Raw genomic sequence first — 25,468 nt, 5'->3', positions numbered from 1 at the left:
TGCGATGCAGCAGATTACGACAGCTGCTGCAGGCGTGCAATCGCCTGTTGCAGCAGCGGCAGGGCGCTGGCAGTGGAAAAACGCAGGAAGCGGCTGGTATCGGCACTGCCGAAGTCGCGGCCTGGCGTGGCGACGATATGGGCGCGCTGCATCAGGGCAAAGGTCGCGTCCCAGCTGTTGTCCACGCCCAGGCGTTTGAACCAGGCGCTGCAGTCGGCCCAGGCGTAAAAGGCGCCGTCAGGCAGCACCGGCACATCCAGGCCCAGCGCCTGCAGCTGCGGCACGAACCAGTCACGGCGCGCGCGGAATTCGGCACGGCGCTGTTCGTACAGCGCGATGCTGTCGGGCTCGAAGCAGGCCAGTGCCGCATGCTGCGACACGGTGCTGGCACAGATGAACAGGTGCTGCGCCAGCAGTTCGACCTGGCGTGCCAGCGCCGGCGGCAGCACCAGCCAGCCCAGTCGCCAGCCGGTCATGCAGAAATACTTGCTGAAGCTGTTGATGCTGATGATGTTGTCATCGATTTCCAGCGCGCTGTGGCTGTAGGCATGGTCGTAGCTCAGGCCCAGGTAGATCTCGTCCACGATGGTGACGCCGCCACGTGCCTTGACCACCTCGTGGATCGCGCGCAGTTCCTGCGGCGCAATCGAGGTGCCGGTCGGGTTTGACGGCGAAGCCAGCATCACGCCGCGTGTGGCATCGCTCCAGTGTGCTGCCACCTGCTGTGCGCTGAGCTGGAAGCGCTGTTCGGCGCTGGACGGGACCAGGCGCGGCGTGCCACCGGCGACACTGACAAAGTGGCGGTTGCACGGGTAGCTCGGGTCCGGCATCAGGATCTCGTCGCCAGCCTGGATCAGGGCCAGGCAGACCAGTTGCAGCGCCGCCGAGGCGCCGGCGGTGACGACGATGCGGCCCGGATCAATCTGCAGGCCGAAACGGTCGGCATACCACTGGCTGATGCGTTCGCGCAGCGCGGGCAGGCCATTGGCGGCGGTGTACTGGGTCTGGCCGTCACGGATGCAGCGTTGCGCTGCCTCGGCGACCAGCGGAGCGGCGGTGAAATCGGGTTCGCCGATGTTCAGGTAGAGCATCGGATCGGCATCGGGCGGCAAGCCGGCCTGCAGCGCCTGCGCCGCCTTGGCGATCTCCATCACATGGAAGGGTTCGATGGCCCGGGCACGCTCGGCCAGGCGCAGGGCGGGCTGGCTCATGCGCGCGGCTTGCTGTCGTGCGCGACCTCGGTGGCACGCAGCTGGCTGGCCAGCGCGTGCAGGATGCCGTTGACGTACTTGTGACCATCGGTGCCGCCAAAGGACTTGGCCAGCTCGATGCACTCGTTCAGCACCACGCGCCAGGGCACGTCCGGGCAGTGGCGGAATTCGTACACGCCGATCCACATCACGGCATGCTCGATCGGGGAGATTTCCGGCCAGCTGCGGTCCAGGTGTGGCGTGATCAGCGCGTCCAGCTGTTCGGCCTGGTCCACGCAGCCGTGGAACAGCGCATCGAAATGTGCCATATCGCACTTGTGGAAGCCGCTCAGGTCACGCGTGAAGGCATCGATGGCGGCGGCATCGTTCTTGCCGACCAGGTACTGGTAGAGCGCCTGCACGGTGAATTCGCGCGCCAGGCTGCGCGGTGCCTTGCCGCTCTTGGCGCGTGGCTTGCCGGCAGCCCTGGCCGGCTTCTGTTGCGGCGGCTGCTGTGCTTGCAGCGAGGCGCTCAGCGCCTGTTCCGGCGTTTGCGGGGTATCGGGGGTATCAGGGGTCTGCATGGTGATCAGCTTGCCATGGTTTGCATCAGCAGCGCCATTTCCACGGCCACGCGGGCCGCATCGACGCCTTTCTCGACCTGGCGTGCCTGCGCCTGCTCCAGGTTCTCGACCGTGAGGATGGCGTTGGCAATCGGCAGTCCGTGGTCCAGCGAGACGCGCGTGACGCCGGCACCGGATTCATTCGCCACCAGCTCGAAGTGGTAGGTTTCGCCACGGATGATGCAGCCCAGCGCGATCAGGGCATCGTAGCCGGAGCGGTCGGCCAGCGATTGCAGCGCCAGCGGGATTTCCAGGGCGCCCGGGACTTGCACCAGGGTGACATGCTTGGCCTTCACGCCCAACTCCATCAGCTCGGACAGGCAGGCTTCGGTCAGGGTATCGGTGATGTCGGCATTCCAGCGCGCCTGCACGATGCCGATGCGCAGCTTCTTGCCATCCAGCTGGCCGGTGATCTCGGGGTTGCCCTTGTTCGCGTCTTTCATGGGGTGTTCTCTCAGGTAAGGATTCAGGACTCGGTGGGGGCAGAGGTAAAGCCGACCACCTCCAGGTCATAGCCGGCCATGCTCGGCATGCGGCGCGACTTGCCCATGATGTTGATCTTGCGCACGCCGCATTCGCGCAGCACCTGGGCACCAATGCCGTAGCTGCGCAGGTCGTGGCTGCGGTTGCCCGGTGCCACGCTGGGCTGGGCCGTGCCATTGAACTGGGCCAGCAGCTGTTCAGCGCTTTCGCCGCAGTTGAGCAGCACGACCACGCCACGCTGCTGCGCGTGGATGTGGCGCAGGCTGTCTTCCAGGCTCCAGCTGTGCAGCTGGCGATCCACCTCGAGCGCGTCGAGCACCGACAGCGGCTCGTGCACGCGCACCGGCACCACATCGCTCTCGTCCCAGTGGCCCTTGACCAGCGCCAGGTGCAGGTTGCCGCTGGGCAGATCCTGGTAGGCATGGGCCATGAATTCGCCGTGCGCGGTCATCAGCGTGCGGCTGGCCATCTTGCGGATCATGGATTCGGTGCGGCTGCGGTGCTCGATCAGGTCGGCAATGGTGCCGATCTTCAGGCCGTGTTCGGCGGCGAACTTCTGCAGGTCGGGCAGGCGGGCCATGGTGCCGTCATCATTCATGATCTCGCAGATCACGGCCGACGGGCTGGTGCCGGCCATGCTGGCCAGATCGCAGCCGGCTTCGGTATGGCCGGCGCGCATCAGCACGCCGCCATCCACGGCCTGCAGCGGGAACACGTGGCCGGGCTGCACCAGATCGCTGGCCTTGGCGTTGGGTGCCACGGCGGCCTGGATGGTGCGCGCACGGTCGGCGGCAGAGATGCCGGTGGTGACGCCTTCTGCCGCCTCGATGGAGACGGTGAAGGCGGTGGCGTAGACGGTGCCGTTGTTGGTGGTCATGGGCGACAGGCCCAGATGCTGGCAACGCTCGCGCGTGAGGGTCAGGCAGATCAGGCCGCGGCCATAGCGCGCCATGAAGTTGATGGCTTCGGGCGTGACGTGGTCGGCAGCAAGGATCAGGTCGCCTTCGTTTTCGCGGTCCTCGTCATCGATCAGGATCACCATCTTGCCCGCACGCATGTCGGCCACGATATCGGCCACGGGGGAAATGGGAGCGAATGCAGCCTCGGCAGATGCACGGGAGGTATCGGTCATGGGTATGCTTCAAGTGGGTGCCCATGGGGCACTGCTGGGAGGGGATTTCCCTATTATCGCGCATTGGGCTGCCGGCGGCACCGGATTGCGGCAGGCTCCCTGTTGCCGATGGGGCCTCGTGCCTCAGCTGTTGCGCGTGCGTTGCCAGGCCTGCAGCGCCATGAAGGTCCACAACAGCAGCAGGCTGATGCCCCAGACGCAGACCATGCCGATGGCCAGCTTCAGGCCGCTGCCGAACAGCAGTGGCACGACAAACCCCGCAATCGTGGCAAATACCGACATCTGCACAAAGGATTGCATCGAGGCCGCCATGCCCTGGTTGCGCGGAAAGAAATCCATCGCCGCCATGGTCACGCTGGGCGTGAGAAAGGACAGGCCGAAGGAGTAGGCAAACAGCGGCAGTACCGCCCAGGGAATGCTGATGTCCGGGCCGGCCCACAGGTTGTAGCCCAGGTTGACGGCCACGCCCAGACCGGTGATCCAGTAGGCGAGCACGACGAAGCGGCGGCGTGTCAGCCGGGACGCCAGCCGGGCGGCCAGCGCCGAGCCGGTGATCAGGCCTCCGACCAGCGGAATGAACATCCAGCCAAAGGCGGTTTCCGGCAGGTGCAGCAAATCCATGATGAAGTGCGAGGCCGAGCCGACATAGAGCGAGAAGCCGGCAAAGGCCAGTGCCATCAGCAGGACCAGCAGCATGAAGCGCGTGTGGCTGATGGCATCCAGATAGCTGCGGGCCAGCAGCGAAGGCCGGAAGGGCTGGCGGTTTTCCGGCGGCAGGCTTTCCGGCAGGTGACGCCAGCACAGTACCAGCAGCAGAGTGCCGAACAGGGCGGAAGCCCCGAAAATCCAGCGCCAGCCCAGATGCACCTCGAGCCAGCCGCCCATGATCGGGGCCAGCGCCGGGGCCAGGCCGAACACCATGGTCATGTGCGACATCATGCGCTGGGCATCGGGGCCATGGAACAGGTCGCGCACCACGGCGCGTCCGACCACGCCACCGCCACCCGATCCCAGTCCCTGCAGCACGCGAAAGGCCAGCAGCCATTCGATGCTCGGGCTGAAGGCGGCGCCGAGCGAACCCAGGGTATAGATCACCAGCGAGCCGAGAATCACCTTGCGCCGGCCAAAGGCATCGGACAGTGTGCCGTAGAACAGCATCATGCCGGCCATGGCATACAGGAACAGGCTGAGCGTCTGCTGCATCAGCACCTCGGTGGTGCCGAGATCGGCCCGGATCGATCGGAACGAGGGCAGATAGGCGTCGATGGCCAGCGGCCCGACCATGGTCAGCGCTGACAGCAACAGCAGCATGCGGAAATAAAAGGACATCCTGCAACTGTAGCCGGGAATGGACGGGAGCATGGGGAGCCAGTTGCAATCCGCTGTAACGCCTGCGGGGGCATTCCCGGGCTGAAAAAAACGGCACACGGTCCATGACCGCATGCCGTCCTGGGCAGGCTGCAGCCTGCCTGACAAAGGAAACGCTTACTGCGCGGTCCAGCCGCCGTCCATGTTCCAGGCCGCACCAACGATGTTGTTGCCGGCCGGCGAGCAGAAGAACACCGCCAGTGCGCCCAGTTCTTCGGGCGTGGTAAAGCGCAGCGAGGGCTCCTTCTCGCCCAGCAGGTCCTTTTGCGCCTGTTCGACGGTGATGCCCTGGGTGGCGGCGCGGTCATCGATCTGCTTCTGGACCAGCGGGGTCAGCACCCAGCCCGGGCAGATCGCGTTGCAGGTGACGCCGTTCTGGGCGTTTTCCAGGGCCACGGCCTTGGTCATGCCGACAATGCCGTGTTTGGCGGCAACATAGGCCGATTTGCCGGCCGATGCCACCAGGCCGTGGATCGAGGCCACGTTGATGATGCGGCCCCAGCCGGCCTGCTGCATTGCCGGCAGGGCCAGACGCGTGGTGTGGAAGGCGCTGCTCAGGTTGATGGCGATGATGGCATCCCACTTTTCGACCGGGAAGGATTCGATGTTGGAGACATGCTGGATGCCGGCGTTGTTGACCAGGATGTCGACGCGGCCAAATTCGTGCGCGGCAAACTGCATCATGGCTTCGATCTGTTCCGGCTTGCTCATGTCGGCGCCGTGGTAGGCCACGCGCACGCCATGATCGCGACCGGCTTCCAGCACTTCGCGCTGCGGCCCGTCGGAATCGCCAAAGCCGTTCAGTACCACATTGGCACCTTGGGCGGCCAATGCCCTGGCAATGCCCAGACCGATGCCGCTGGTGGAACCGGTAACCAATGCCGTCTTGCCTTTCAACATGTGTCTCTCCTCGCAAATTGGTGAATATCGGGTAGTATCAAAAATCATCATAACAGCGCCGGTAGGGCAGATTTGTGCTCATCCCTACAGCGCATCAGGAGACGGCATGACGACATCGGCACCAGCACTTCATCACATGGTCTGCAGCAGCGGGCAGCATGCCTTCCGGCAAGCCTGGTGGCAGTGGGGACAGCCCGATGCCGCGCATGTGGTGGTCTGCGTGCATGGCCTGACGCGCCAGGGTCGTGACTTTGACGTGCTGGCCCAGGCGCTGCTGGCTGATGCTGCCGCGCGCGGCCTGCCGCCGCTGCGCGTCATCTGCCCGGACATCCCGGGCCGTGGCCAGAGTGAATGGCTGCGTGACCACACGCTGTACCAGGTGCCGGTGTATGTCGGTGCCATGCTGCAACTGCTGGCGCACTTGCAGCAGCAGGCTCCCATCAGCCGGCTCGACTGGGTGGGCACCAGCATGGGCGGCCTGATCGGGCTGGGCATGACGGCGGCGCAGGCGCTGCCCTTGTGGCCGCAGGGCGTGCCGCATATCGGCCGCATGGTGCTCAACGATGTCGGTCCGACCTTGTCCTGGCAGGCGCTGAGCCGCATCGGCAGCTATGTGGGCGATACCGGCCACTTTGCCAGCGAGGCAGAAGCCGTGGCGCAGCTGCGTGAGCGTTTTGCCGCCTTTGGCCCGCATTCCGACGAGGCCTGGACGCAGCTCAACCGGGCCCAGCTGATGCCGCATCCGCAGGGCGGCTGGCGTCAGCATTATGATCCGGCCATTGGCCGTGCCTTTGGCGATATCAGCCAGGAGGCCTGGGCGCAAGGCGAGGCCGTGCTGTGGCAGATGTACGATGCGATCGAGGCACCGGTGCTGCTGATGCGCGGTGCCGATTCCGACCTGCTGCCGCATGAAACCGCCCTGGCCATGCAGCAGCGTGGCCCGCGTGCGCAGCTGGTCGAGTTTGACGGCGTTGGCCATGCCCCCACCATCGTGGCGCAGGACCAGCGCGATGCCGTGACCGGCTTTTTGCTGAATCCCCTGCCGGAGCCTGATGCGCAGGCTGCCTGACATTTTTTGTGCCGTAGCGGCACCCTGAAGAAAGACATGAATACTGGACAGAATCCCGTCCCGCCCTTGCCCCATCCCGGGCATGGCGTGTCGGACGTGGTGCAGGCCGCCTCGGACATGCTGCCGGAATCGGCCGACATCCTGACGCGGGCGCGCCATTTTGCCGCTCCGCTGCTGGCCAGCAGCGTGCTGGGCACCGGCGAGAACGAGCTGCAGCATGCCGATGGCATGGCGCGCATCCTGGAGCAGATGGGCGGCGCACCGGCGCTGCAGGCTGCCTCCTACCTGATCTATACCGCCTCGCACCTGAGCAAGCCCGAGGAGATCATCGGCCAGAACTTTGGCCAGGAATACACCGAGCTGGTGTTGCAGGCGATGCGCCTGATGCAGCTGCAGAAGCACCACCGCGAGCAGGGCCGCGATCAGGTGGCCGACATGTCCAGCCAGCTGGAAGCGGTGCGCAAGATGCTGCTGGCCTTTTCGCGTGATTTGCGCGTGCTGCTGCTGCGGCTAGCTTCGCGCCTGCAGACGCTGCGCTGGTTTGCCGAAAGCAAACGGTCCTGTCCGCACGCCATGGCCTACGAATCGCTGCACGTGCTGGCACCGCTGGCCAACCGGCTGGGCATCTGGCAGATCAAGTGGGAACTGGAGGATCTGGCGTTCCGGTTTCTGGAGCCCGAGGTCTACCACCAGGTGGCACGCTGGCTGGACGAGAAGCGGGCCGAGCGCGAGCAGCGCGCCGACCGCCTGCGCCAGCAGGTACACGAGGGGCTGCTGGCGCAGGGCATCAGCGCCATCCTGCAGGCGCGGCCCAAGCACATCTACAGCATCGTCAAGAAGATGCGTGGCAAGAAGCTGGAATTCGACCATATCTATGACGTGATGGCGCTGCGCGTCATCGTGCCGGAGCTGAAGGACTGCTATGCCGCGCTGAGCTGGGTGCACAGCACCTTCGAGGCGGTGCCGTCCGAGTTTGACGATTACATCGTCAAGCCCAAGGCGAATGGCTACCAGTCGCTGCACACGGTGGTGATGCAGGCCGAGGCGGGCCACCCCAGGCGGCCGCTGGAAATCCAGATCCGTACCCAGGCGATGCATGACCACGCCGAAACCGGCGTGGCCGCGCACTGGGCCTACAAGGAGGCCGGTTCCAAGGGCTATGCCGGCCACAGCGCCAACAGCAGCTACGACAGCAAGATCGCTGCCCTGCGCCAGCTGCTGGCCTGGGAACGTGATTTTGCCCAGACCGGCCAGGAGCAGCCCGGTGGCCAGTCGGCCGGCACCCGGCATGCGCTGCTGGAGGATCGCATTTATGTGCTGACGCCCGATGCCGCCATTGTCGAGCTGCCGCAGGGAGCGACGCCGGTGGACTTTGCCTATGCGGTACACACCAGTGTGGGGCATCGCTGCCGCGGTGCGCGCGTGGATGGCCAGATGGTGCCGCTGCAGACCAGGTTGCAGAGCGGCCAGACGGTGGAAGTCGTCACGGTCAAGGAAGGCGGCCCGTCGCGTGACTGGCTGAATCCGGAGCAGGGCTATCTGGTCAGCCACCGCGCGCGCGCCAAGGTGCGGGCGTATTACAACGCGCAAATCACGCAGGAAACCGTGGCACGCGGGCGCGAGGCAGTGGAAAAACTGCTGCAGCGCGAAGGCAAGACCTCGACCAATCTGGTGCATCTGGCCGAACAGCTGGGCTTTGACAGCCCGGATGCGCTGTTCGAGGTGGTTGGCAAGGATGAATTCTCGCTGCGCAACATCGAGGCCGTGCTCAAGCCGCAGGCGCCGCAGCTGACCGATGACGAGGTGGTGCTGCAAAAGACTACCGCCATGGGTGAACGTGCCAGGCGCGCCGGCCAGAAGGGCGGCGTGCTGGTGGTGGGCATGGGGTCGCTGCTGACGCAACTGGGCAAGTGCTGCAAGCCGGCACCGCCCGATGCGATTGGCGGCTTTGTCACGCGCGGCAAGGGCGTGAGCGTGCACCGCATGGATTGCGCCAACTATCGCAGCATGGTGCGCGACCATCCCGAGCGCTGCATCGACGTGGAGTGGGAGGATTCGGGCAGCGCGGCCGGCCAGTACCCGGTGGACGTGCTGATCCAGGCCAATGCGCGCAGCGGCCTGTTGCGCGACATCAGCGAACTGTTTGCCGCCGAGAAGATGCCGGTGCTGGGCATGCACAACGATGTCAGCAAGGGCATCACGCACATGACCATGACGGTGCAGGTGAGCGATACCCACAAGCTGACCAAGGTGCTGCACGCGCTGGAGGGCCTGCCGGGGGTGCATGGTGCGCGCCGCCGATGAAAAATGTGGCGAGTTGACCGCATGGCTTGCAAAAAGGCAAAAATACGGTCTATAATCTTGCTTCTGAACAAGTTTCAGGCGCGTAGCTCAGTTGGTTAGAGCACCACCTTGACATGGTGGGGGTCGTTGGTTCGAATCCAATCGCGCCTACCAATGAAATCAAGCACTTAGACGAAAGTCTAGGTGCTTTTTCTTTGTCAGTGGCTACTTTTTTGTCTATTCTTGGCGTTGACACGGCTGGTTGTGCGGTTTCCTCCCTATACTTGAACACTTGTATTCCGGCATGAACCACCCGCCGGGCGATCCACATCGTTTTCAGGGAGTAGACAACATGAAAAACCGTTTCTTTACCATGCTGGCCGCACTGGTCCTGATGCTGGGCGTGGCAGGCACGGCCCAGGCGCAGGCCGTGGTCACCAAGACCTCGACTGCGCAGCTCGAATCCATCCTGAAGCAGGAAGGCTATAGCTACACCGTGGACAAGGATGGTGACCTGGTCCTGAAGCTGGATGGCTACACGGCGCTGCTGCTGATAGACAAGGACAAGCAATCCATCCTGTTCCGCGCCGCCTTTGACCAGAATGTGCCGCTGAGCCGCATCAACGACTGGAACCGCACCAAGAAGTATTCCCGCTCCTACCTGGATCACGAGAAGGATCCGGTACTGGAGCTGGATCTGGACCTGGAAGGCGGCGTGACGCAGGCGCGTATTGCCAACTTTCTGCAAACCAGCAGTATTTCGTTCAGCGCCTGGCGCAATGAGGTGCTGGTGGATAAGGACTAAGCGCTTGCTGCGGCACTGACTACCCGGGCACCTGGGGCGGAGATGCGCCAGGTGCCTTTTTCTTTTTATTGGGAGGGTTGGGTAGCTGCATACCCCTGCCGCGCTTCCTGCAAGGTCCAGGTGTCCCACGGATTGATCAGGGGCACGCCCATGCCGGCAAAATCCACCGTGTTGCGCGTGACCACGGTCATGCCATGCGCCAGCGCTGTGGCGGCAATCAGGGCATCACGTTCGGGGCGCGGGTCTGGTATGTGCAGGCGGGCGCAGTGGTGTGCCACGGCAGTGTCTACAGGCAAGATGCGGCTGTGGAACCAGCGCAGCACCTGCTGGTCCAGCCAGTGTCGCAGCATGGTGCCTTGCCGGATGTCGCGCCGCTCCAGGCGCAGGATACCGATATCCAGCTCCATCAGCGTGATGGCCGAGAGATGGCAATGGGTCAGGTCGACATGCGCCTGCCAGGCTGTGACCCGGGGATCGGCCTTGCCATCGGCAATCTTGCGCATTTCGGAAACCACGTTGGTGTCCAGCAGGTACACGGCTCAATCCTTCTGGCCGAAGTCCGGAATGCGCCACTGGAACTGCAACTTGGGCAGATCAAGATCGATATCGGCAGCCCCCGGCATGGCCAGTGCTTCGCCCAGTGTGCGTGGCTCTCCGGTCAGGCGACGGTATTCCTCGATGCTGAGCAGCACATGGGCCGGCTTGCCGCGGTCCGTAATGAAGACCGGGCCATGCTGTGCGGCACGCTTGGCGCGGCCGATGTCCTGGTTGAGTTCGCGGCTGGTGAGGGTGGTCACGGTCATGGCAGCCTCCTTTGCTGGGGATGATGTAGTGATGTTACTACATGAGGTTCCGGACGTCGAGCCGGCGCGCTAGCTAGCCTGCCGGCAGGTATCGGGCCGCGGAATCGTGTACAAGACCAGTGCTTGAAACCGGGCAACTGTTCCACCATATGTGGACGATTGGATCCCACTCACTACAGGAGCCCTCATGCACCTCATCTGCCCCCAATGCCAGGCCAGGAACCGCGTGGCCGAATCCGATCTGGCCAAGGAAGTGAACTGCGGCCGCTGCAAGGCCGGGCTGTTGCCACAACAGCCGGTGGTGCTGACCGATGCCAGTTTCCAGCGCTACGTGGCTGGTACCGAATTGCCGGTGGTGGTGGATTACTGGGCTCCCTGGTGCGGCCCCTGCCGCATGATGGCACCGCAGTTCGAGCAGGCCGCGCAGGCGATGCAGGGCCGGGCGGTGTTTGCCAAGCTGGATACCGAAGCGAATCCGCAGACCGGGGCCGCGCAGGGCATTCGCAGCATTCCCACGCTGGCGGTGTTTGTGGGTGGGCGCGAAGTGGCGCGCCAGTCCGGTGCCATGCCGGCAGCCGATTTGCAGCGCTGGGTGGCCTCGGTGCTGGCCGGCCAGCCAGGCTGAAATGCAACAGGGCGCCGAAGCGCCCTGCAGGAGTAGGGTGCGCAGCCCGTGGCTGCGCTGATCAGGCCGCCGCCGGCAGCCCCAGCAGCGCACGCGCTTCGGTCACGCTGGCCGGGTGGCGCTTGAAGGCGGCCATCTCGCCCACGACCTGCTGCACCAGCGCCGCGTTGGACGGAGCCAGCGTGGTCTTGTCCAGACGTACGTTGTCTTCCATGCCGGTGCGCACATGGCCGCCCAGCTCCATGCTCCAGCGCGCCAGCGTCAGGGCATCGCGGCCAATACCGGCACCGGTAAAGGTGGCCTGCGGGCTCAGGCGCTTGAGGGTTTCGATATAGAACTCGAACACGCGGCGGTCCACCGGCATGGCGTTCCGGATGCCCATCACGAACTGCACGTGCAGCGGGCCCTGGATGCGGCCATCGGCCTCCATTTTGGCGGCCTGGAAGATCATGGACAGGTCAAAGGCCTCGATCTCGAGCTTGATGCGGCGCTCGCGCATTTCGGCGGCCAGCCAGTCCACCAGATCGGGGGCATTGTCGTAGACGCGGGTGGGGAAGTTGACCGAGCCGGTGGCCAATGAGCCCATGTCGGGATTCAGGGCCAGGTGGGCGCCGCGCTCGCGGCCGGCGCCGGAGCGGCCACCGGTGGAGAACTGGATGATGATGCCGGGGCAGTGCTTGCGGATGCCGTCCTGGACTTCGGCAAAGCGCTCGGGATCGGAGCTGGGGCGGCCGTCGTCCTGGCGCACGTGCAGGTGGACCAGCGTGGCACCGGCCTCGAAGGCGGCGTGGATGCTCTCGATCTGTTCGGCCGGGGTGACCGGCACGGCCGGGTTATCGGCCTTTTGCGGCAGGGAGCCGGTGATGGCACAGGTGATGATGCAGGGGGTGGTGTTCATGGGTTGTCCTCTCGCAGATGGTGGGTCTTGTTCTTGGAATGGGGGGCTGGCGTTGCCGGCTTGGGACTGGCGCACCCGCAAGACAGGGCCTGCAAGCGCCGCTTGTGCGTGGCAGGAGGATGGGAGGGAGGGTGCAGGCCGGCGCATCGACAGCGCAAGTCGACGAAGGGTATCACCCGGACAGCGCGCCTGGCCGTAAGCAGGTGAATGCCCCTTGTAACATGGCGAGAGATCAGGTGGGTCGGGGTCTGATCGGCCAATATGGTATAGGTGCTGGCGGTCCAGCCAGCGGCGGGTTTGCCAGTCCGTGTCCTGGGCCGCCAGGGGGTACGCGCACAGCCTGAAGGGGATGCCGGGTACAGCCCGGAGGTTGGCCAGTGCTCCCGGTAAACTGCCTGTCCGCCGGCCTGGCCGCTGGCCCGGGCGCCGCATCGTGCTACGCTAATTGTCTGTTGCTTCAGGAGAATACCGTGTCCCATGTTCCCCCTTCCGTTTCCCCGCGTCCGGTCCCGCAGGCGCTGCACGATGCGCTGCAGCAGCGTTTTGGCGAGCGTTGTTCGGCGGCCCTGGCGGTGCGTCAGCAGCATGGCCGTGACGAGTCGCCGTTTGATGTGGACCCGCCCGAGCTGGTGGTGTTCTGCGAGTCGACCGAAGAAGTAGCCTTTGTGCTGCAGCAGGCGCATGCCCATGCGGTGCCGGTGATTCCCTACGGTGCCGGCTCCTCGCTCGAAGGGCATCTGTTGGCCGTGCAGGGCGGCATCAGCCTGGATGTGTCGCGCATGAGCCGTGTGCTGCAGGTGCGCGAGAACGATCTGAGCGTGACAGTGCAGGCCGGCGTGACGCGCGAGCAGCTCAACAGCGAGATCCGCCATACCGGCTTGTTCTTTCCGCTGGATCCGGGGGCCAATGCCAGTATTGGCGGCATGACGGCCACCCGCGCCAGCGGCACCAATGCGGTGCGCTACGGCACCATGCGCGAGAACGTGCTGGCACTGACGGTGGTCACCGCCGACGGCCGCATCGTGCGCACCGGCACGCATGCGCGCAAGTCCAGCGCCGGCTACGATCTGACGCGCCTGTTCGTGGGCAGTGAAGGCACGCTGGGCGTGATCACCGAAATCACGGTGCGCATCTACCCGCAGCCGGAACACGTGGCGGCCGCCGTGGTGCAGTTCCCGACCATTGGCGATGCCGTCAACACCACCATCCAGATCATCCAGCTGGGCGTGCCGATTGCGCGCTGCGAGCTGCTGGACGCCCATGCGGTGCGTGCCGTCAACCGCTACGACAAGCTGGAGCTGGCCGAATCGCCCATGCTGCTGATGGAATTCCACGGCAGCGCGGCAGGCGTGCAGGAACAGGCCGAACTGGTACAGGAAATAGCCGCCGGTCAGGGTGGCAGTGCGTTCGAGTGGGCGCACCTGCCGGAAGACCGCAACCGCTTGTGGAAGGCGCGCCACAATGCGCTGTTTGCCGGGCTGCAGCTCAAACCCGGCAGCCGTTCCGTCACCACCGATACCTGCGTGCCGATTTCGCGCCTCGCCGAGTGCGTGGTCGAGACGGCGCAGGAGGCCGATGCTTCGGGTCTGCCCTACATGATGGTGGGCCACGTGGGGGACGGCAACTTCCACATGCTGTACCTGGTCGATCCCGCCATCCCGGCCGAGCGCGCGCTGGCCGAATCGCTCAACCACCGCCAGGCGCAGCGCGCCATCCGCGCCGGCGGCACCTGCACCGGCGAGCACGGCATCGGCCTGCACAAGATGGATTTGCTACAGGAAGAGGCGGGCGAGGAAGCGATCGACCTGATGCGCACGCTGAAGCAGGCGCTGGACCCGCGCAACATCCTGAACCCGGGCAAGATTTTCACGCTGTAAAAACACGAAGGCCGGGGCTGGCCCGGTCCTCGTGGCGGCGGTCGTGCCCTGCGATCAGGCCGGCTGCTGTTCGCGCAGTGCCTGCAGGCGCGCGATCACCTCCGGATCCGGCTGTTTGACGGTGGCAATCGTGCCCAGGTAGATCAGGCCCTGGTTGCCGTCGAGCGTCAGCGTATCGCCTTCGCGCAGCTGCAGGTCGCCGAGCTGCAGGCTGCGGGCAGCCATGTCGATGCCAAGGGTGTCGCAGCCGACCAGGCAGACCTTGCCCAGCTGGCGTGCCACCACGGCGGCGTGCGAGGTGCGGGCACCATGGCGCGTGAGCAGGCCGACCGACAGCTCCAGTGCGGCGATATCGTGCGTCTCTGCATCGGGGCGTACCAGGAGCACGCTGCGGCCTTCGGCGGCGCGTTGCCGGGCGCGTGCGGTATCGAGTGCGATCTCGCCGCTACAGACACCGGAGCAGGCGCTGGCAGCTTCGGCGGCAGGGCGGGCCGGCGTGCCGCTGTCATCGGCCAGGTGGCTGGTGGCCAGGTCATCGGGCTGCAGGCCGGCAGTGCGCTCCAGCGCGGTGTCGGTATCGATCAGGCCTTCGGCGTGCAGGTCCAGCGCGATGCGCGCGGCGGCCAGCGGCGTGCGCTTGCCGGAACGGGCCTGCAGCATGTGCAGCTGGCCTTCTTCCACGGTGAACTCGAAGTCCTGCATGTCGGCAAAAATCTGCTCCAGCCGGACAGTGGCCTGTTCCAGGGCCTGCCAGGCCTCGGGCAGCAGGTCGGCCATGACCTCGTGGCCATGGGCGTTGCGGCGGCCGGACACCACGTCCTCGCCCTGGGCGTTGGCCAGAAAATCGATCCACAGCACCGGCTCGCCGGTACTCGGGTTGCGCGTGAAGCCGACACCGGCACCGGAGCGGCCGCCGGCGTTGCCGAACACCATGCGCTGGATGGTGACGGCAGTGCCCATGGCCTCGTCAATGCCGTTGAGGCGACGGTATTCGCATGCCTTGTCGGCCTCCCAGGAGGCAAACACGGCCTGCACTGCCTGCAGCAGCTGGGTGTGCACGTCCTGCGGGAAGGGGTGACCGGCATGCTGCTGGTAGAGCAGCAGAAAGCTTTGCGTCAGTTCGCGCAGCTCGCTGAAGTCCAGCTGGCGCTCGTCACGGCCCTGGGTGATGCGTTGCAGCTCGTTTTCGAACAGCGATGCCGGCAGGCCCGCCACCACTTCGCCATAGCTGGCGACCAGGCGGCGGTAGGCGTCCCAGACCAGGCGCGGATTGCCGGTCTGGCGCAGCAGGCCGGGCAGGGTGGCATCGCACAGGCCGATGTTCAGCAGGGTTTCCATCATGCCCGGCATGGAAATCGGTGCGCCGGAGCGGACCGACACGATCAGCGGCTTGCGCGGATCGCCCAGCTTCTGCCCGGTGGCCTGTTCCAGCGCCGGCAGGCCGGTCTCGCGCAGCGCTGTCTGGTACTGCTTGCGGTGGTGGGCAAAGTGGGTGCCTACGACCAGCGCTGCCGGTACCGGCAGGCCGGCTTGCGCCATGCGCAGCAGGTTCCAGGCCTTGGAGCCCATGCTGTCACGGCTGGCATCGCCGGCCAGGCCGTGCTGTTGCGTGCCGGCGGCATCGATCAGGTAGAAATGCTCGGGCCAGAGTGCGGCACTGGCGTTCAGGGGGGCGTTCATGCGTGGACTCCGGTCTTCTCGAATGCCATCTGGCGCAGGGCGTAGCCGGTGGCGACCAGGGCGTCAGAGGCTTTTTCCAGGGTGGTGGCCAGCTCGGTGGCCAGCTGCATGGCGGCAGCCTGGGCATGCAGCGTGACGACGATGGTGCGGCGTGCTTCGCGCAGCAGCTCGTCGCAGGTGCGCTCGGCGCGCAGCATGCGCCACAGGGTTTCCAGGAACACATCGCTGTCGCGGCTGTCCAGCTCGGGGTCCAGCATGCGCGCGATTTCGATCGCCTTGACCAGATCCTGGATCGCCGCCAGCGTGGTGTCGGCGAGCTTGCCCACGGTGTGCAGGACGGCTGCGGGCAGGGGCTGGGGCTGCAATTGCACCAGCGTCCAGAGGAAAGCGGTTTCTTCCAGTGCATCGGCCACGTCGTCGGCCTGCAGCAGCAGCTGTACCACCGGCTTCCAGCGCGGCTGGCGTTCGGCGCGCTGGCGTGCCTGCACCACCAGGCCATCGGCACGGTGTTCCCAGCGCTTGATGCGCGCCACCAGCTGGCTGCTGTCCTCCTCGCCCTGCGCGATCAGGTCGCACACGGTTTGCGCCAGCGCGTGGCAGTAGGCGGCATGTTCCGCCATCAGGTCGAATTCCAGATGGTGCTGCGCCAGTGCGCGACCCATCAGCAGGCGCGCCTTGTCCTCGATCACGGCCTGGGGCTGCTGCTCCAGCAGCAGCGCGGTACACATGCGCATCAGCTCCAGCAGGAACTGGCGCGCACCGGTATCGCCCAGTACGCTGTCCAGCCGGTCGCCAAAGCGGAAGGCATCGCTGCCGACTGCTTCCATGGTGCTGTAGACCAGCTGTTCGCCGCCAGACATCAGCCAGCCCATGTGGCCATGGCCGCGTGCCGCAGCGCGCTCCAGCAGGTCCACGGCGGTGGCCTTGTTGACGAACAGCTGCAGGCGCTTGCGCGCGCGGTTCCAGTCGATCACGAACACGATGCGTGCCGCCACGTCTTCCAGACCCTGTTGCAGCGTGGCATCGTCCTCGGCGTGCAGCGTGGCCTGGCCCACGGTATAGGGCTTGTTCTCGTTCATGCCCGGCGTCATGACCGATTCCGCCACTTCCCAGCTGAAGCCGGCCTGTTCCAGCAGGCGCTGGAAGAACTTGAAGCGGATCACGTGCAGCTCGGAATAGGTCAGGCGGATGCTGCGGCCCTCGACCGTGATCACCAGCACGTGGGCATCGTTGGTACCGATGTCGTTCTGGATCAGCAGGCGTTCGCCGTCACGCGTGACAGCGGTGTCCAGGCCCGGGTGGCCGAACTTGAGCGGTGCCGTGCGGTTCAGTCCGCGCATGAAGGCGCGCACCAGCGGCCGGTCTTCCGGCTGGATATGCCAGACATGGGCGCCATCCAGGTTCTCGGTGGCAATCGCGCTGGCCAGGCTGTTGATCTGCTTGTGCAGATCCATTACCAGCAGGTGAAAGCTGTCGCCCGAGGCGCGATCGCCATGGGTCAGGCTGTTCAGGTTGGGGGCACTCAGGCCATCGTCATCACGGCGTGCCTGCAGCCAGTCATGCCAGTGTGCGCGGCGCGTGCGGAAGCGTTCGGCATCTGTCACGATGCCGCCATCGGTGACCGGACGGGCCATGGTTTCCAGATCATCGTCCAGCGCCTGCAGCAGTTGTGCCATGTGCGGCAGCACCAGCAGCTGGTCGTCCATATAGGCGTGTCGCACCAGCTCCTGGGTCCAGCCGGTCTGGCCGAGGCCGGCACGCGCCAATTCCTGGCTCCAGTTGATGCTGGACTCGTCTGCCGACAGCGCATGGCGCGAGGCGGCCTGCAACAGCGAGAGATAGAGTTTGAGCCGGTCATTGGCTGCCAGTGCGGCAGTGATCCAGGCGGGCATCAGCAGCGATTGCTGACCGAGCGAGGCAACGGCTTTGTCTTTTTGCAAGGCAGGTGTCCTGGTGAGAGGGCAGCTGCTTGCAAGTACGCGACGCTGCCCGGGAGCTGCAGGTGATTATCCCGGGCACGCGTGAAAGTCCCGTGTCACGCAGGTGACAAGGCGGCACCGGCCTGCGCTGGCCGGCGCAAGGCAGGGCTTACTGCTTGAAGGCCTCGATGGTGGCCAGAATGCGCACGGTCTTGGGCATGCCGAAGTCCACGCCGTAGTTCATGCCCCACTGGGTACGGTCGATTTCGGCGACGAAATCGCCACCACAGGCTTCGGTATTGGCCATCGGGTTCGGGTAGCAGTTGAACTGGTTGGCGTTGAAGGTCACCGGATGGGTCTGGCCCAGCAGCGTCAGCTTGCCGCTCACGGCCTTGACCTTGTCGCCATCAAAAATGAACTTGTCGGAGACAAAGCGGATGTCCGGGTGCTTGTCGGCAGCGAACAGGTCGTCCGTCTTCAGGTGATCGTCAAAGGCCTTGGTGCCGGTGTTGATCGATGCGGACTTGAAGGTGATGTCGATCTTGCCGGTCTTGCGGCGCTGGTCGAATTCGACCGTGCCGGACTTCTCGTCAAAGCGGCCGCGGTTGACTGAGGCGCCAAAGTGGCCGATTTCGAACATGGTAAAGGTGTGTGCCGGGTCAATGGCGTAGGTGGCCGCCTGGGCGGGAGCGGTGGCCAGTAGGGGCAGGGCGGCAGCAGCGGCCACGGTGAGCAGTTTGCGCATGGGAAACCTCCGGAGTGGGTATCGGAATACCAGGTGAATAAAAATGAATTTCGTTTGCTTTAGCAACAGATGTGACAACAATCGGGCAACAAGCGTATGCAATCGTAACAAGATGCCGGTTGCCTGTTGCTGCCGCAAGCATCCCCGTGCAGCAGGCAGGGCTGTCACGGACAGTCCTTGCGCAACGACTACAATGGCTTACATCGCACCCATGCCGGGTGCCAGTCCATGCCCATGAAAATCCTGATTTGCAACGACGACGGCTACCAGGCCACCGGCATCGAGGCCCTGCACAATGCCCTGCGTGACCTGGCCGATGTCGAGGTCATCGCTCCCGAATACAACAACAGCGCCAAGTCCAACGCGCTGACGCTGCATTCGCCGCTGTACGTGCAGCGTGCCGCCAATGGCTTCCGTTACATCAACGGTACGCCGGCCGACTGCGTGCATATCGCGCTCACCGGCCTGCTCGATGACCCGCCCGACCTGATCGTCTCCGGCATCAACAACGGTGCCAACATGGGCGACGACACCATCTATTCCGGCACCGTAGGCGCGGCCATGGAGGGCTATCTGTTCGGCATTCCGGCAATTGCCTTTTCGCAGGTCGATCGTGGCTGGGGCCATATCGATGCCGCCGCGCAGGCAGCGCGTCGGCTGGTGCAGCACATGATGCAGTTTCTGCCGGAAAAACCCGGCACTGCCGAGCCCTGGCTGCTCAACGTCAACATTCCCAACCTGCCGCTGGACGAGCTGAAAGGCTTCCGCCTGTGCCGGCTGGGCCGCCGCCACTCGGCCGAGAGCGTGATCGTGCAGCAGAACCCGCGTGGCGAGACCATGTACTGGATCGGTGCAGCCGGTGCCGCCAAGGACGATGCCGACGGAACCGATTTCCACGCGACCACGCAGGGCCACATCGCCATCACGCCGCTCAAGGTGGACCTGACCGATCATGGCGCACTCGGCTACTGGGGACAGGCCTTTGCCGTGGGCGGCCCGAAGCTGCACGGGCAGGAGGAGGCCTGAGGTGCCACGTCCGACTTTTCCGGCGCGCAACCAGTGGAATCCGGAGGCGCAGACCACCGCAGCCTCCGGTCGTCCGGCAGCGCGCGTGCCGCCGGGCACCGGGCCGCTGGTGCCGACACTGCCGCTCGATGCCACGCCGCACGAGCTGGCGGCCGCCCGCCAGGCACTGACTGCACGCCGTCCGGCCCAGCCGGCGATGCCGCATATCGTGCAGGTGAACCGTCCCGGCACGGTGGGCAGCTCCGGTCTGGGCAATGCGGCAGCGATGCGCGCCCACATGGTGCAGTCCCTGCAGCAGTCCGGCCTGCACGATAGCCGTGTCGCGCAGGCCATGCTGGCGGTGGAGCGCCACTGCTTTGTCGATAGCGCCCTGTTCAACCAGGCCTATCTGGACACCAGTCTGCCGATCGGCCTGCAGCAGACGATTTCCAAGCCCAGCGTGGTGGCGCGCATGATCGAGCTGTTGCTGGCCAGTCCGGCGATGCGCGCGCAGGGGCCGCAGGCGCGGCTGGGCCGGGTGCTGGAAATCGGCACCGGCTGCGGCTACCAGGCCAGCGTGCTGGGCCAGGTGGCGAGCGAGGTCTACAGCATCGAGCGGCTCAAGGGCCTGCACGAGAAGGCGCGTGCCAACCTGCGACCGTTCCGCATTCCGAATGTGCACCTGATCCTGGGTGATGGCATGCTGGGCTACCCGTCCGGCGCTCCCTATGCCGGCATCATTGCGGCTGCGGGCGGCGAGCATATCCCGCAAGCCTGGGTTGATCAGCTGGCCATGGATGGGCGCATCGTGGCTCCGGCTGCCCTGGGCACCGGCCAGCAGGTGCTGGTGGTGCTGGATAAAACTGCTAACGGTTTGCAACAGGCCTTACTCGAACCTGTACTTTTTGTTCCCTTAAAATCAGGCATGGCCTGAACGCTGCTGCGTCCGGGCTGTTACGCCATTTCCTGTTCCGCCCCGCATCGCTTTTCCGGGCGGAATCGCCCTGTTAGCTGTTACAAGGATTTTCCGCATGACCCGCACTTCAGCCCTTGCCCCCACCACCTGGCGCCACGCGCTGCGCATCACGGTGTGTGCCGGCATGGTGGCCCTGATTGCAGCCTGTGGCTCTTCGCCTCGCGCACCTGTCGAAAACCGCTCCACCGGTGGCATCACCCGCGTCGATCCGGCCACGCTGCCCGGTTACGAATTCCGCAACCAGCCCGGCTATTACTCGGTGCAGCCGGGTGACACCATCTACGGCATTGCCCGCACCCATGGTCGCAGCCCGCTCGACATCATGAGCTGGAACACCTCCTGGGTGCCGAATCCGAATCTGATCGAAGTCGGTCAGGTGCTGCGCGTCGAACCGCCGGCCGGCAGTGCGCCAGTGCGCGTGGCTTCCAGCCGTCCGGCGGCCACCAAGCCGGCGGCCAGCAGTACGCCGGTGACCCGACCCGCTGCCGCCGCGCCGGGCGAGATCGCGCTGTCCTGGCCGACGCAGAGCCGCAGCATCGTCACGCCGTTCGACTCCGTGAAGAACAAGGGTATCGGCATTGGCGGCAAGCAGGGCGACCCGGTGATGGCGGCAGCCGATGGCCAGGTGATTTATGCCGGTTCCGGCCTGCGCGGCTATGGCAATCTGGCCATCGTCCAGCACAACAAGACCTATCTGACGGTGTACGCCCACAACAGCAAGCTGCTGGTGCGCGAAAACCAGAACGTGAAGAAAGGCCAGACGATTGCCGAAATGGGCAATACCGATGCCGATCGCGTCAAGCTGCACTTCGAGGTGCGCCGCAACGGCCAGTCGGTCAACCCGACCAGCTACCTGCGCTGATCTCCCCCGCGCCTGATCCCGCATCGCTTCTTGTGCCTGGCGCAAGAAGCGATTTTTGTTGCTAGCATGCTGCCCATGGAAACGACCCACACCCCCGACTCCGCCGATCTCTCCCAGGAACACGATGCCATCACGCAATTGCGTGCGCAGTTCGGTCCCCCGCCCGAAGGGGCCCAGTCCGACTGGCTGCTGGTGCATGCCATGGATCTGGATGCCAAGGGCGTGGCGCGCCGCGATGACGGCAAGGTGATCTTTATCGATGGAGCGCTGCCCTACGAATGGGTCAGTGCTACCAGCCACCGCAAGAAGAACAACTGGGAAGCCGCCACACTGACGCGCATCCACAAGGAATCCGCGCAGCGCGCGCGCCCGGCCTGCCCGCATTTCGGCCTCCATGCCGGGGCCTGCGGCGGTTGCAAGATGCAGCATCTGGACCCGGCGGCGCAGGTGGCGATGAAGCAGCGCGTGCTCGAGGACAATCTCTGGCATCTGGGCAAGTGCACGGCCGACCAGCTGTTGCGCCCGATTCATGGCCCGGACTGGGGCTACCGCTGGCGCGCACGCCTGTCGGTACGCCACGTGGTCAAGAAGGGCAAGGTGCTGATCGGCTTCCATGAACGCAAGAGCCGCTACATTGCCGACATGGAGAGCTGTGCCGTCCTGCCCAAGCCGGTCAGCGACCTGCTGCTGCCGCTGCGCGCCCTGATCGCCAGCATGGACGCCCGCGACACCTGCCCGCAGATCGAGCTGGCCTGTGGTGACCATGTCACGGCGCTGGTGCTGCGCCATCTGGAGCCGCTCAGCCAGGGTGATCTGGACAGGCTGCATGCGTTTGCGGCGGCACATGCTGGCGTGCAGTGGTGGCTGCAACCCAAGGGGCCGGACACGGTGCACTGCATCAGCACGGATTCGGCGCAGCTGTCCTACAGCCTGCCGCAGTTTGGCATCACCATGCCGTTCCGCCCGACCGATTTCACCCAGGTCAACCCGCACATCAACCGCGTGCTGGTGAGCCAGGCGCTGCAGTGGCTGCAGGTACAGCCCGATGAGCGCGTGATCGACTGGTTCTGCGGGCTGGGCAATTTCACGCTGCCGCTGGCGACGCAGGCGCGCGAGGTGCTGGGCATCGAGGGCAGCGAGGCGCTGGTGGCGCGTTCACGCGACAACTACGCCGCCAACAACCCGAATGCGCACGGCCGCACGCTGGCACCGACGTCATTCGTGGCGCGCAACCTGTTCGAGATGACGCCGGAAATGCTGGTGGCCGATGGCGCGGCCGACAAGTGGCTGGTGGATCCGCCGCGCGAGGGTGCGTTTGCGCTGTCCAAGGCGCTGGCCGATATCCACCAGCAGCGCATCGGCCAGGCCGAAGAAGGCGCTTATGTCGCCCCGGCCGATTGGCAGCCGCCAGCACGCATCGTCTATGTGAGCTGCAACCCGGCCACGCTGGCACGCGATGCCGGTCTGCTGGTGCACCAGGGCGGCTACCGCCTGCGTGCAGCGGGCGTGGTCAACATGTTCCCGCACACCGCGCATGTGGAAAGCATGGCAGTGTTCGAGCGCGATGATGCGCGCTGGGGGCTGGCGCAGTAAACACTGCCGTGGTCCGGCCTGGCCGGATCCCCGCCCGGCGATGGCCCACGAAAAAGCCCCGCAGAGCGGGGCTTTGGCCATTGTGGGAGCGCTGGCGATCAGTCGCTACTGCCACCACCCAGGCCGAAGATGGCGAGGAAGCCCTGGAACACGTTGTAGATGTCCAGATAGAGTGCCAGCGTGGCGGAGATGTAGTTGGTCTCGCCGCCGTCGATGATGCGCTTCAGGTCGTACAGGATGTACAGGCTGAACACGCCGGTCATCAGCACCGACAGGGCCATCATCATCGGGCCGGAACCGATGAAGATGTTGGCCAGCATGCCGAACAGCACCACCAGGGCACCGACGAACAGCCAGGAGCCCATGCCGGACAGGTCACGCTTGATCACGGTGGACAGCACTGCCATCACGCCGAATACGCCGGCCGTGCTGGCAAAAGCGCTCATGACGATGCCGGCACCATTGCCCATGCCCAGTACGGCACCCAGGATGCGCGACAGCATCAGGCCCATGAAGAAGGTGAAGCCCAGCAGCACCGGCACGCCGGCAGCCGAGTTCTTGGTCTTCTCGATGGCGTACATGAAGCCGAAGGCGCCGCCAAAGAACAGCATCAGGCTCAGGCCGGTACCCAGTCCGGACACGATGCCGGTGCTGACACCGATCCAGGCACCGATGACGGTGGGGATCATGCTCAGGGCGAGCAGCCAGAAAGTGTTGCGCAGCACGCGGTTGCGCTGTACGGGGGTGATCGAAGCGCGGCCCCAGCTGGGGGAGTGCAATCGGTCGTTCATGGGCGGTGAGCTCCTGTAGTGAAAAAAAGTCTGGTGGTCTTTGTGCCCCACCACCTTGATTGAGATGTGGGCCAAAGCTTGCAGTTCAAGGCAAGATGCGAATCATTGTAAACAAGTATGTCGACTTCTGCCGCTGCGCAAATGTATCTGTCAGTTCAGCGGCACCGAGCCGCCGATGCCGATGTGCGACTGGTGGCTGGACAGGCCGCTGCGGCTGTAGCCGCTGGAACTGGTTTTGCCGACACTGATATCGGCCAGGCCATAGGCCTGTACCCCGTTGTTGCTGACACCGGAGGTGTTGGTCGAGCGCACGCCGGCGCAGGCACCCAGCAGCGAGATGGAACTGACGGCCAGGACGGCCGCTGCCACGGTACGGAATCGGGAAGAAGAGGTGTGAATCATGCGTAATACTCCTTGGGTACAAGGGTAACGCAAGCCGGTGCGCTGTACCTGTAGCGAATGGTGAGCGAAGGTAAGCGCCTACTTGGTCAGGATCAGCTTGCCCTGGCGCGTGGCCTGCAGCTGGTAGGTCACGCCCCGGTGCACGATGGTGATGCTGCGCTGGCCGCGCATCAGCTGCTCGCTCGGGATGGCCGGCGGCCCGGGCTGGCGGTGTGTGGCCGGCTGGTCCGATGCCGTTGCAGGGGGGGGCGCGGCATCGGGCGATCGGGCATGCTCCGGCATCATCGCTGCGGCTCCGTGACGAAGCCGACCTGGCGCAGGCCGGCCTGCTGTGCGGCGGCCAGGGTGCGTGCCACGGCTTCGTAGCGCACGCTGCGGTCGGCCTGCAATTGCAGCTGTGGTTGCGGCTGTTGTGCGGCGGCGGCCTGCAGGCGCGGCTGCAGGGCGCTGGCGGGCAGCGCCTGGCCGTTCCAGAACAGTGCGCCCTGGGCGTCAATACCGAGCTGGATCGCATCGGGCTGGCGTACTTCGGGTTCGCTGCTGGCTTGTGGCAGGGAGAGGGGCACCGCGTGGTTCAGCACCGGCACGGTGATGATGAAGACGATCAGCAGGACCAGCATCACGTCGACCAGCGGCGTCATGTTGATCTCGCTCATCACGTCGCTGTCATCCTGCTCGAAAGTGGGGAAAGCCATGGGAAGACTCCTTGTCGTGCGGTTCAGCGACCGGCGCTGGCAGGCTGCACGCGCGAACCGGTCACCAGCCAGGCGTGCAGGTCATGGGCAAAGCGCTGCATGCGCTGGTTGACGCGCTTGTTGCCGCGCAGCAGGAAGTTGTAGCCCAGCACGGCCGGAATCGCCACCGCCAGGCCCAGCGCTGTCATCACCAGGGCTTCGCCGATCGGGCCGGCCACCTTGTCGATCGAGGCCGAGCCGGCGCTGCTGATGCCCATCAGGGCGTGGTAGATGCCCCAGACGGTGCCAAACAGGCCGACAAACGGTGCGGTGGAGCCGATGGAGGCGAGGATGGCCAGACCGGACTGCAGTCGCGCCTGGCTGCCGTCGAGGCTGCTGCGCAGGTTCATGTGGATCCAGTCGCTGATGCCGAGGCTGCTGTGCAGCTCGTTGTCGCTCTGCTCGTGGTGCTTCTTGGCTTCCTTGCCCTGCACCGCCAGCTGACGGAACGGGCTATCGGCATGGCCGAGCTGGTCCAGGCCTTCGGCCAGGCTGGCGCTGTGCCAGAACTGGTCGGTGCGGCTGGCCAGGCGCTTGTGCCGCCACAGGTCCCAGCTCTTGATCAGGATCACGGCCCAGGTGGCCACCGACATCAGCAGCAGCACCAGCGCGGTGGTACGGGTAACCCAGTCGCCTTGCGTCCAGAGCAGGGCCAGGTTCATGGAAGAACTAGAGGGAATCGACATGATGGAACAACCTTTGGAG

Annotated in this window: 26 protein-coding genes and 1 tRNA gene; 10 read left to right on the top strand and 17 right to left on the bottom strand. The window is 65.2% G+C overall.

Annotated elements, in window-relative coordinates:
- Window positions 1-14 precede the first annotated feature (14 nt).
- The 6 genes from C513_RS0101920 to C513_RS0101895 all read right to left on the bottom strand — a co-directional run bounded on the left by C513_RS0101920 (window position 15) and on the right by C513_RS0101895 (window position 5,696).
- Entirely contained in the window at window positions 15-1,211 is a 1,197-nt protein-coding gene (locus C513_RS0101920; protein WP_018714338.1) for a pyridoxal phosphate-dependent aminotransferase, read from the bottom strand.
- A complete protein-coding gene (nusB, locus tag C513_RS0101915; protein WP_018714337.1) occupies window positions 1,208-1,774 on the bottom strand; it encodes a transcription antitermination factor NusB in 567 nt (188 codons plus the stop codon). Before nusB ends, C513_RS0101920 begins: the two co-directional genes overlap by 4 nt.
- Window positions 1,775-1,779: 5 nt before the next feature.
- Window positions 1,780-2,256 carry a 6,7-dimethyl-8-ribityllumazine synthase gene (gene ribH, locus C513_RS0101910; protein ID WP_018714336.1) on the bottom strand — a complete coding sequence of 159 codons (477 nt, stop codon included), beginning with the start codon at window positions 2,254-2,256 and terminating at the stop codon, window positions 1,780-1,782.
- A 23-nt stretch (window positions 2,257-2,279) separates the two neighbouring features.
- Window positions 2,280-3,428: a bifunctional 3,4-dihydroxy-2-butanone-4-phosphate synthase/GTP cyclohydrolase II gene (gene ribBA / locus C513_RS0101905; RefSeq protein WP_018714335.1), complete on the bottom strand. Its 1,149-nt coding sequence runs from the start codon at window positions 3,426-3,428 to the stop codon at window positions 2,280-2,282.
- 123 nt (window positions 3,429-3,551) lie between these two features.
- Entirely contained in the window at window positions 3,552-4,757 is a 1,206-nt protein-coding gene (locus C513_RS0101900; RefSeq protein WP_018714334.1) for a multidrug effflux MFS transporter, read from the bottom strand.
- Between the two features lie 156 nt (window positions 4,758-4,913).
- Window positions 4,914-5,696, bottom strand: coding sequence for a 3-hydroxybutyrate dehydrogenase (locus tag C513_RS0101895; RefSeq protein WP_018714333.1), 783 nt, complete (start codon window positions 5,694-5,696; stop codon window positions 4,914-4,916).
- A 106-nt stretch (window positions 5,697-5,802) separates the two neighbouring features.
- Between C513_RS0101895 and C513_RS0101890 the strand changes: the two genes are divergently transcribed.
- The 4 genes from C513_RS0101890 (at window position 5,803) to C513_RS12450 (ending at window position 9,853) form a co-directional block, all read left to right on the top strand.
- Window positions 5,803-6,765: an alpha/beta fold hydrolase gene (locus C513_RS0101890; protein ID WP_156816005.1), complete on the top strand. Its 963-nt coding sequence runs from the start codon at window positions 5,803-5,805 to the stop codon at window positions 6,763-6,765.
- A 36-nt stretch (window positions 6,766-6,801) separates the two neighbouring features.
- Window positions 6,802-9,069, top strand: coding sequence for a RelA/SpoT family protein (locus tag C513_RS0101885; protein WP_051084368.1), 2,268 nt, complete (start codon window positions 6,802-6,804; stop codon window positions 9,067-9,069).
- Window positions 9,070-9,145: 76 nt separating this feature from the next.
- A tRNA-Val gene (locus C513_RS0101880) sits at window positions 9,146-9,222 on the top strand.
- A 178-nt stretch (window positions 9,223-9,400) separates the two neighbouring features.
- A complete protein-coding gene (locus tag C513_RS12450) occupies window positions 9,401-9,853 on the top strand; it encodes a YbjN domain-containing protein (RefSeq protein WP_033394737.1) in 453 nt (150 codons plus the stop codon).
- Between the two features lie 65 nt (window positions 9,854-9,918).
- Here C513_RS12450 and C513_RS0101870 read toward each other — a convergent pair whose 3' ends face one another.
- Together C513_RS0101870 and C513_RS0101865 are read right to left on the bottom strand one after the other, a co-directional pair.
- Window positions 9,919-10,389 (bottom strand): type II toxin-antitoxin system VapC family toxin, encoded by a 471-nt coding sequence (locus tag C513_RS0101870; protein WP_018714329.1) that lies wholly within the window; start codon window positions 10,387-10,389, stop codon window positions 9,919-9,921.
- Window positions 10,390-10,392: 3 nt separating this feature from the next.
- The gene (locus C513_RS0101865) at window positions 10,393-10,656 is read right to left on the bottom strand and encodes a type II toxin-antitoxin system Phd/YefM family antitoxin (protein WP_018714328.1); all 264 of its coding nucleotides are present in this window, start codon (window positions 10,654-10,656) and stop codon (window positions 10,393-10,395) included.
- 187 nt (window positions 10,657-10,843) lie between these two features.
- Here C513_RS0101865 and trxC point away from each other — a divergent pair, with 187 nt between their 5' ends.
- The gene (gene trxC, locus C513_RS0101860; RefSeq protein ID WP_018714327.1) at window positions 10,844-11,281 is read left to right on the top strand and encodes a thioredoxin TrxC; all 438 of its coding nucleotides are present in this window, start codon (window positions 10,844-10,846) and stop codon (window positions 11,279-11,281) included.
- Window positions 11,282-11,342: 61 nt separating this feature from the next.
- On the opposite strand, the gene C513_RS0101855 is transcribed toward trxC, so the two are convergent.
- A complete protein-coding gene (locus tag C513_RS0101855; protein WP_018714326.1) occupies window positions 11,343-12,179 on the bottom strand; it encodes a 3-oxoadipate:acetyl-CoA acetyltransferase in 837 nt (278 codons plus the stop codon).
- A gap of 470 nt (window positions 12,180-12,649) precedes the next feature.
- On the opposite strand from C513_RS0101855, the gene C513_RS0101850 reads away from it, so the two are divergent.
- On the top strand, window positions 12,650-14,056 hold the full coding sequence (locus C513_RS0101850; RefSeq protein ID WP_018714325.1) for an FAD-binding oxidoreductase: 1,407 nt from the start codon (window positions 12,650-12,652) through the stop codon (window positions 14,054-14,056).
- Window positions 14,057-14,110: 54 nt separating this feature from the next.
- On the opposite strand, the gene C513_RS0101845 is transcribed toward C513_RS0101850, so the two are convergent.
- From C513_RS0101845 to C513_RS0101835, 3 genes are all read right to left on the bottom strand, one after another.
- Window positions 14,111-15,736 (bottom strand): PEP/pyruvate-binding domain-containing protein, encoded by a 1,626-nt coding sequence (locus tag C513_RS0101845; protein ID WP_018714324.1) that lies wholly within the window; start codon window positions 15,734-15,736, stop codon window positions 14,111-14,113.
- Entirely contained in the window at window positions 15,733-17,676 is a 1,944-nt protein-coding gene (locus C513_RS0101840; RefSeq protein WP_018714323.1) for a DUF47 family protein, read from the bottom strand. Before C513_RS0101840 ends, C513_RS0101845 begins: the two co-directional genes overlap by 4 nt.
- A 148-nt stretch (window positions 17,677-17,824) precedes the next feature.
- Complete coding sequence (locus C513_RS0101835) at window positions 17,825-18,400, bottom strand: YceI family protein (RefSeq protein WP_018714322.1); 576 nt, start codon at window positions 18,398-18,400, stop codon at window positions 17,825-17,827.
- A gap of 234 nt (window positions 18,401-18,634) precedes the next feature.
- On the opposite strand from C513_RS0101835, the gene surE reads away from it, so the two are divergent.
- The 4 genes from surE to rlmD all read left to right on the top strand — a co-directional run bounded on the left by surE (window position 18,635) and on the right by rlmD (window position 22,836).
- Window positions 18,635-19,426, top strand: coding sequence for a 5'/3'-nucleotidase SurE (gene surE, locus C513_RS12445; RefSeq protein WP_051084367.1), 792 nt, complete (start codon window positions 18,635-18,637; stop codon window positions 19,424-19,426).
- Between the two features lies 1 nt (window position 19,427).
- Complete coding sequence (locus C513_RS12440; RefSeq protein ID WP_018714320.1) at window positions 19,428-20,339, top strand: protein-L-isoaspartate(D-aspartate) O-methyltransferase; 912 nt, start codon at window positions 19,428-19,430, stop codon at window positions 20,337-20,339.
- A 97-nt stretch (window positions 20,340-20,436) separates the two neighbouring features.
- Entirely contained in the window at window positions 20,437-21,243 is an 807-nt protein-coding gene (locus C513_RS0101820; RefSeq protein WP_018714319.1) for a peptidoglycan DD-metalloendopeptidase family protein, read from the top strand.
- Window positions 21,244-21,309: 66 nt separating this feature from the next.
- Window positions 21,310-22,836: a 23S rRNA (uracil(1939)-C(5))-methyltransferase RlmD gene (gene rlmD, locus C513_RS0101815; protein WP_018714318.1), complete on the top strand. Its 1,527-nt coding sequence runs from the start codon at window positions 21,310-21,312 to the stop codon at window positions 22,834-22,836.
- 98 nt (window positions 22,837-22,934) lie between these two features.
- Here rlmD and C513_RS0101810 read toward each other — a convergent pair whose 3' ends face one another.
- The 5 genes from C513_RS0101810 to C513_RS0101790 all read right to left on the bottom strand — a co-directional run bounded on the left by C513_RS0101810 (window position 22,935) and on the right by C513_RS0101790 (window position 25,449).
- Window positions 22,935-23,627, bottom strand: coding sequence for a Bax inhibitor-1 family protein (locus C513_RS0101810; RefSeq protein WP_018714317.1), 693 nt, complete (start codon window positions 23,625-23,627; stop codon window positions 22,935-22,937).
- Window positions 23,628-23,777: 150 nt separating this feature from the next.
- Complete coding sequence (locus tag C513_RS0101805; RefSeq protein WP_018714316.1) at window positions 23,778-24,029, bottom strand: hypothetical protein; 252 nt, start codon at window positions 24,027-24,029, stop codon at window positions 23,778-23,780.
- A gap of 78 nt (window positions 24,030-24,107) precedes the next feature.
- Window positions 24,108-24,314 carry a hemin uptake protein HemP gene (hemP, locus tag C513_RS0101800; protein ID WP_018714315.1) on the bottom strand — a complete coding sequence of 69 codons (207 nt, stop codon included), beginning with the start codon at window positions 24,312-24,314 and terminating at the stop codon, window positions 24,108-24,110.
- The gene (locus C513_RS0101795; RefSeq protein ID WP_018714314.1) at window positions 24,311-24,724 is read right to left on the bottom strand and encodes an ExbD/TolR family protein; all 414 of its coding nucleotides are present in this window, start codon (window positions 24,722-24,724) and stop codon (window positions 24,311-24,313) included. Before C513_RS0101795 ends, hemP begins: the two co-directional genes overlap by 4 nt.
- Window positions 24,725-24,747: 23 nt before the next feature.
- Window positions 24,748-25,449 (bottom strand): MotA/TolQ/ExbB proton channel family protein, encoded by a 702-nt coding sequence (locus C513_RS0101790; RefSeq protein WP_245552782.1) that lies wholly within the window; start codon window positions 25,447-25,449, stop codon window positions 24,748-24,750.
- Window positions 25,450-25,468: the final 19 nt, after the last annotated feature.

The organism is Allobrachymonas chironomi DSM 19884 (assembly GCF_000374625.1).
GTDB classification, from domain to species: Bacteria; Pseudomonadota; Gammaproteobacteria; order Burkholderiales; family Burkholderiaceae_C; genus Brachymonas; species Brachymonas chironomi.
This window is presented reverse-complemented; position numbering and strand designations above follow the sequence as displayed.

Excerpts from the sequence above, each read along its gene's own strand:
- C513_RS0101920 (WP_018714338.1), bottom strand. The coding sequence starts at position 1,211 with ATGAGCCAGCCCGCCCTGCGCCTGGCCGAGCGTGCCCGGGCCATCGAA.
- nusB (WP_018714337.1), bottom strand. The coding sequence starts at position 1,774 with ATGCAGACCCCTGATACCCCCGATACCCCGCAAACGCCGGAACAGGCG.
- ribH (WP_018714336.1), bottom strand. The coding sequence starts at position 2,256 with ATGAAAGACGCGAACAAGGGCAACCCCGAGATCACCGGCCAGCTGGAT.
- ribBA (WP_018714335.1), bottom strand. The coding sequence starts at position 3,428 with ATGACCGATACCTCCCGTGCATCTGCCGAGGCTGCATTCGCTCCCATT.
- C513_RS0101900 (WP_018714334.1), bottom strand. The coding sequence starts at position 4,757 with ATGTCCTTTTATTTCCGCATGCTGCTGTTGCTGTCAGCGCTGACCATG.
- C513_RS0101895 (WP_018714333.1), bottom strand. The coding sequence starts at position 5,696 with ATGTTGAAAGGCAAGACGGCATTGGTTACCGGTTCCACCAGCGGCATC.
- C513_RS0101890 (WP_156816005.1), top strand. The coding sequence starts at position 5,803 with ATGACGACATCGGCACCAGCACTTCATCACATGGTCTGCAGCAGCGGG.
- C513_RS0101885 (WP_051084368.1), top strand. The coding sequence starts at position 6,802 with ATGAATACTGGACAGAATCCCGTCCCGCCCTTGCCCCATCCCGGGCAT.
- C513_RS12450 (WP_033394737.1), top strand. The coding sequence starts at position 9,401 with ATGAAAAACCGTTTCTTTACCATGCTGGCCGCACTGGTCCTGATGCTG.
- C513_RS0101865 (WP_018714328.1), bottom strand. The coding sequence starts at position 10,656 with ATGACCGTGACCACCCTCACCAGCCGCGAACTCAACCAGGACATCGGC.
- trxC (WP_018714327.1), top strand. The coding sequence starts at position 10,844 with ATGCACCTCATCTGCCCCCAATGCCAGGCCAGGAACCGCGTGGCCGAA.
- C513_RS0101855 (WP_018714326.1), bottom strand. The coding sequence starts at position 12,179 with ATGAACACCACCCCCTGCATCATCACCTGTGCCATCACCGGCTCCCTG.
- C513_RS0101845 (WP_018714324.1), bottom strand. The coding sequence starts at position 15,736 with ATGAACGCCCCCCTGAACGCCAGTGCCGCACTCTGGCCCGAGCATTTC.
- C513_RS0101835 (WP_018714322.1), bottom strand. The coding sequence starts at position 18,400 with ATGCGCAAACTGCTCACCGTGGCCGCTGCTGCCGCCCTGCCCCTACTG.
- surE (WP_051084367.1), top strand. The coding sequence starts at position 18,635 with ATGAAAATCCTGATTTGCAACGACGACGGCTACCAGGCCACCGGCATC.
- C513_RS0101820 (WP_018714319.1), top strand. The coding sequence starts at position 20,437 with ATGACCCGCACTTCAGCCCTTGCCCCCACCACCTGGCGCCACGCGCTG.
- rlmD (WP_018714318.1), top strand. The coding sequence starts at position 21,310 with ATGCTGCCCATGGAAACGACCCACACCCCCGACTCCGCCGATCTCTCC.
- C513_RS0101810 (WP_018714317.1), bottom strand. The coding sequence starts at position 23,627 with ATGAACGACCGATTGCACTCCCCCAGCTGGGGCCGCGCTTCGATCACC.
- C513_RS0101805 (WP_018714316.1), bottom strand. The coding sequence starts at position 24,029 with ATGATTCACACCTCTTCTTCCCGATTCCGTACCGTGGCAGCGGCCGTC.
- hemP (WP_018714315.1), bottom strand. The coding sequence starts at position 24,314 with ATGATGCCGGAGCATGCCCGATCGCCCGATGCCGCGCCCCCCCCTGCA.
- C513_RS0101795 (WP_018714314.1), bottom strand. The coding sequence starts at position 24,724 with ATGGCTTTCCCCACTTTCGAGCAGGATGACAGCGACGTGATGAGCGAG.
- C513_RS0101790 (WP_245552782.1), bottom strand. The coding sequence starts at position 25,449 with ATGTCGATTCCCTCTAGTTCTTCCATGAACCTGGCCCTGCTCTGGACG.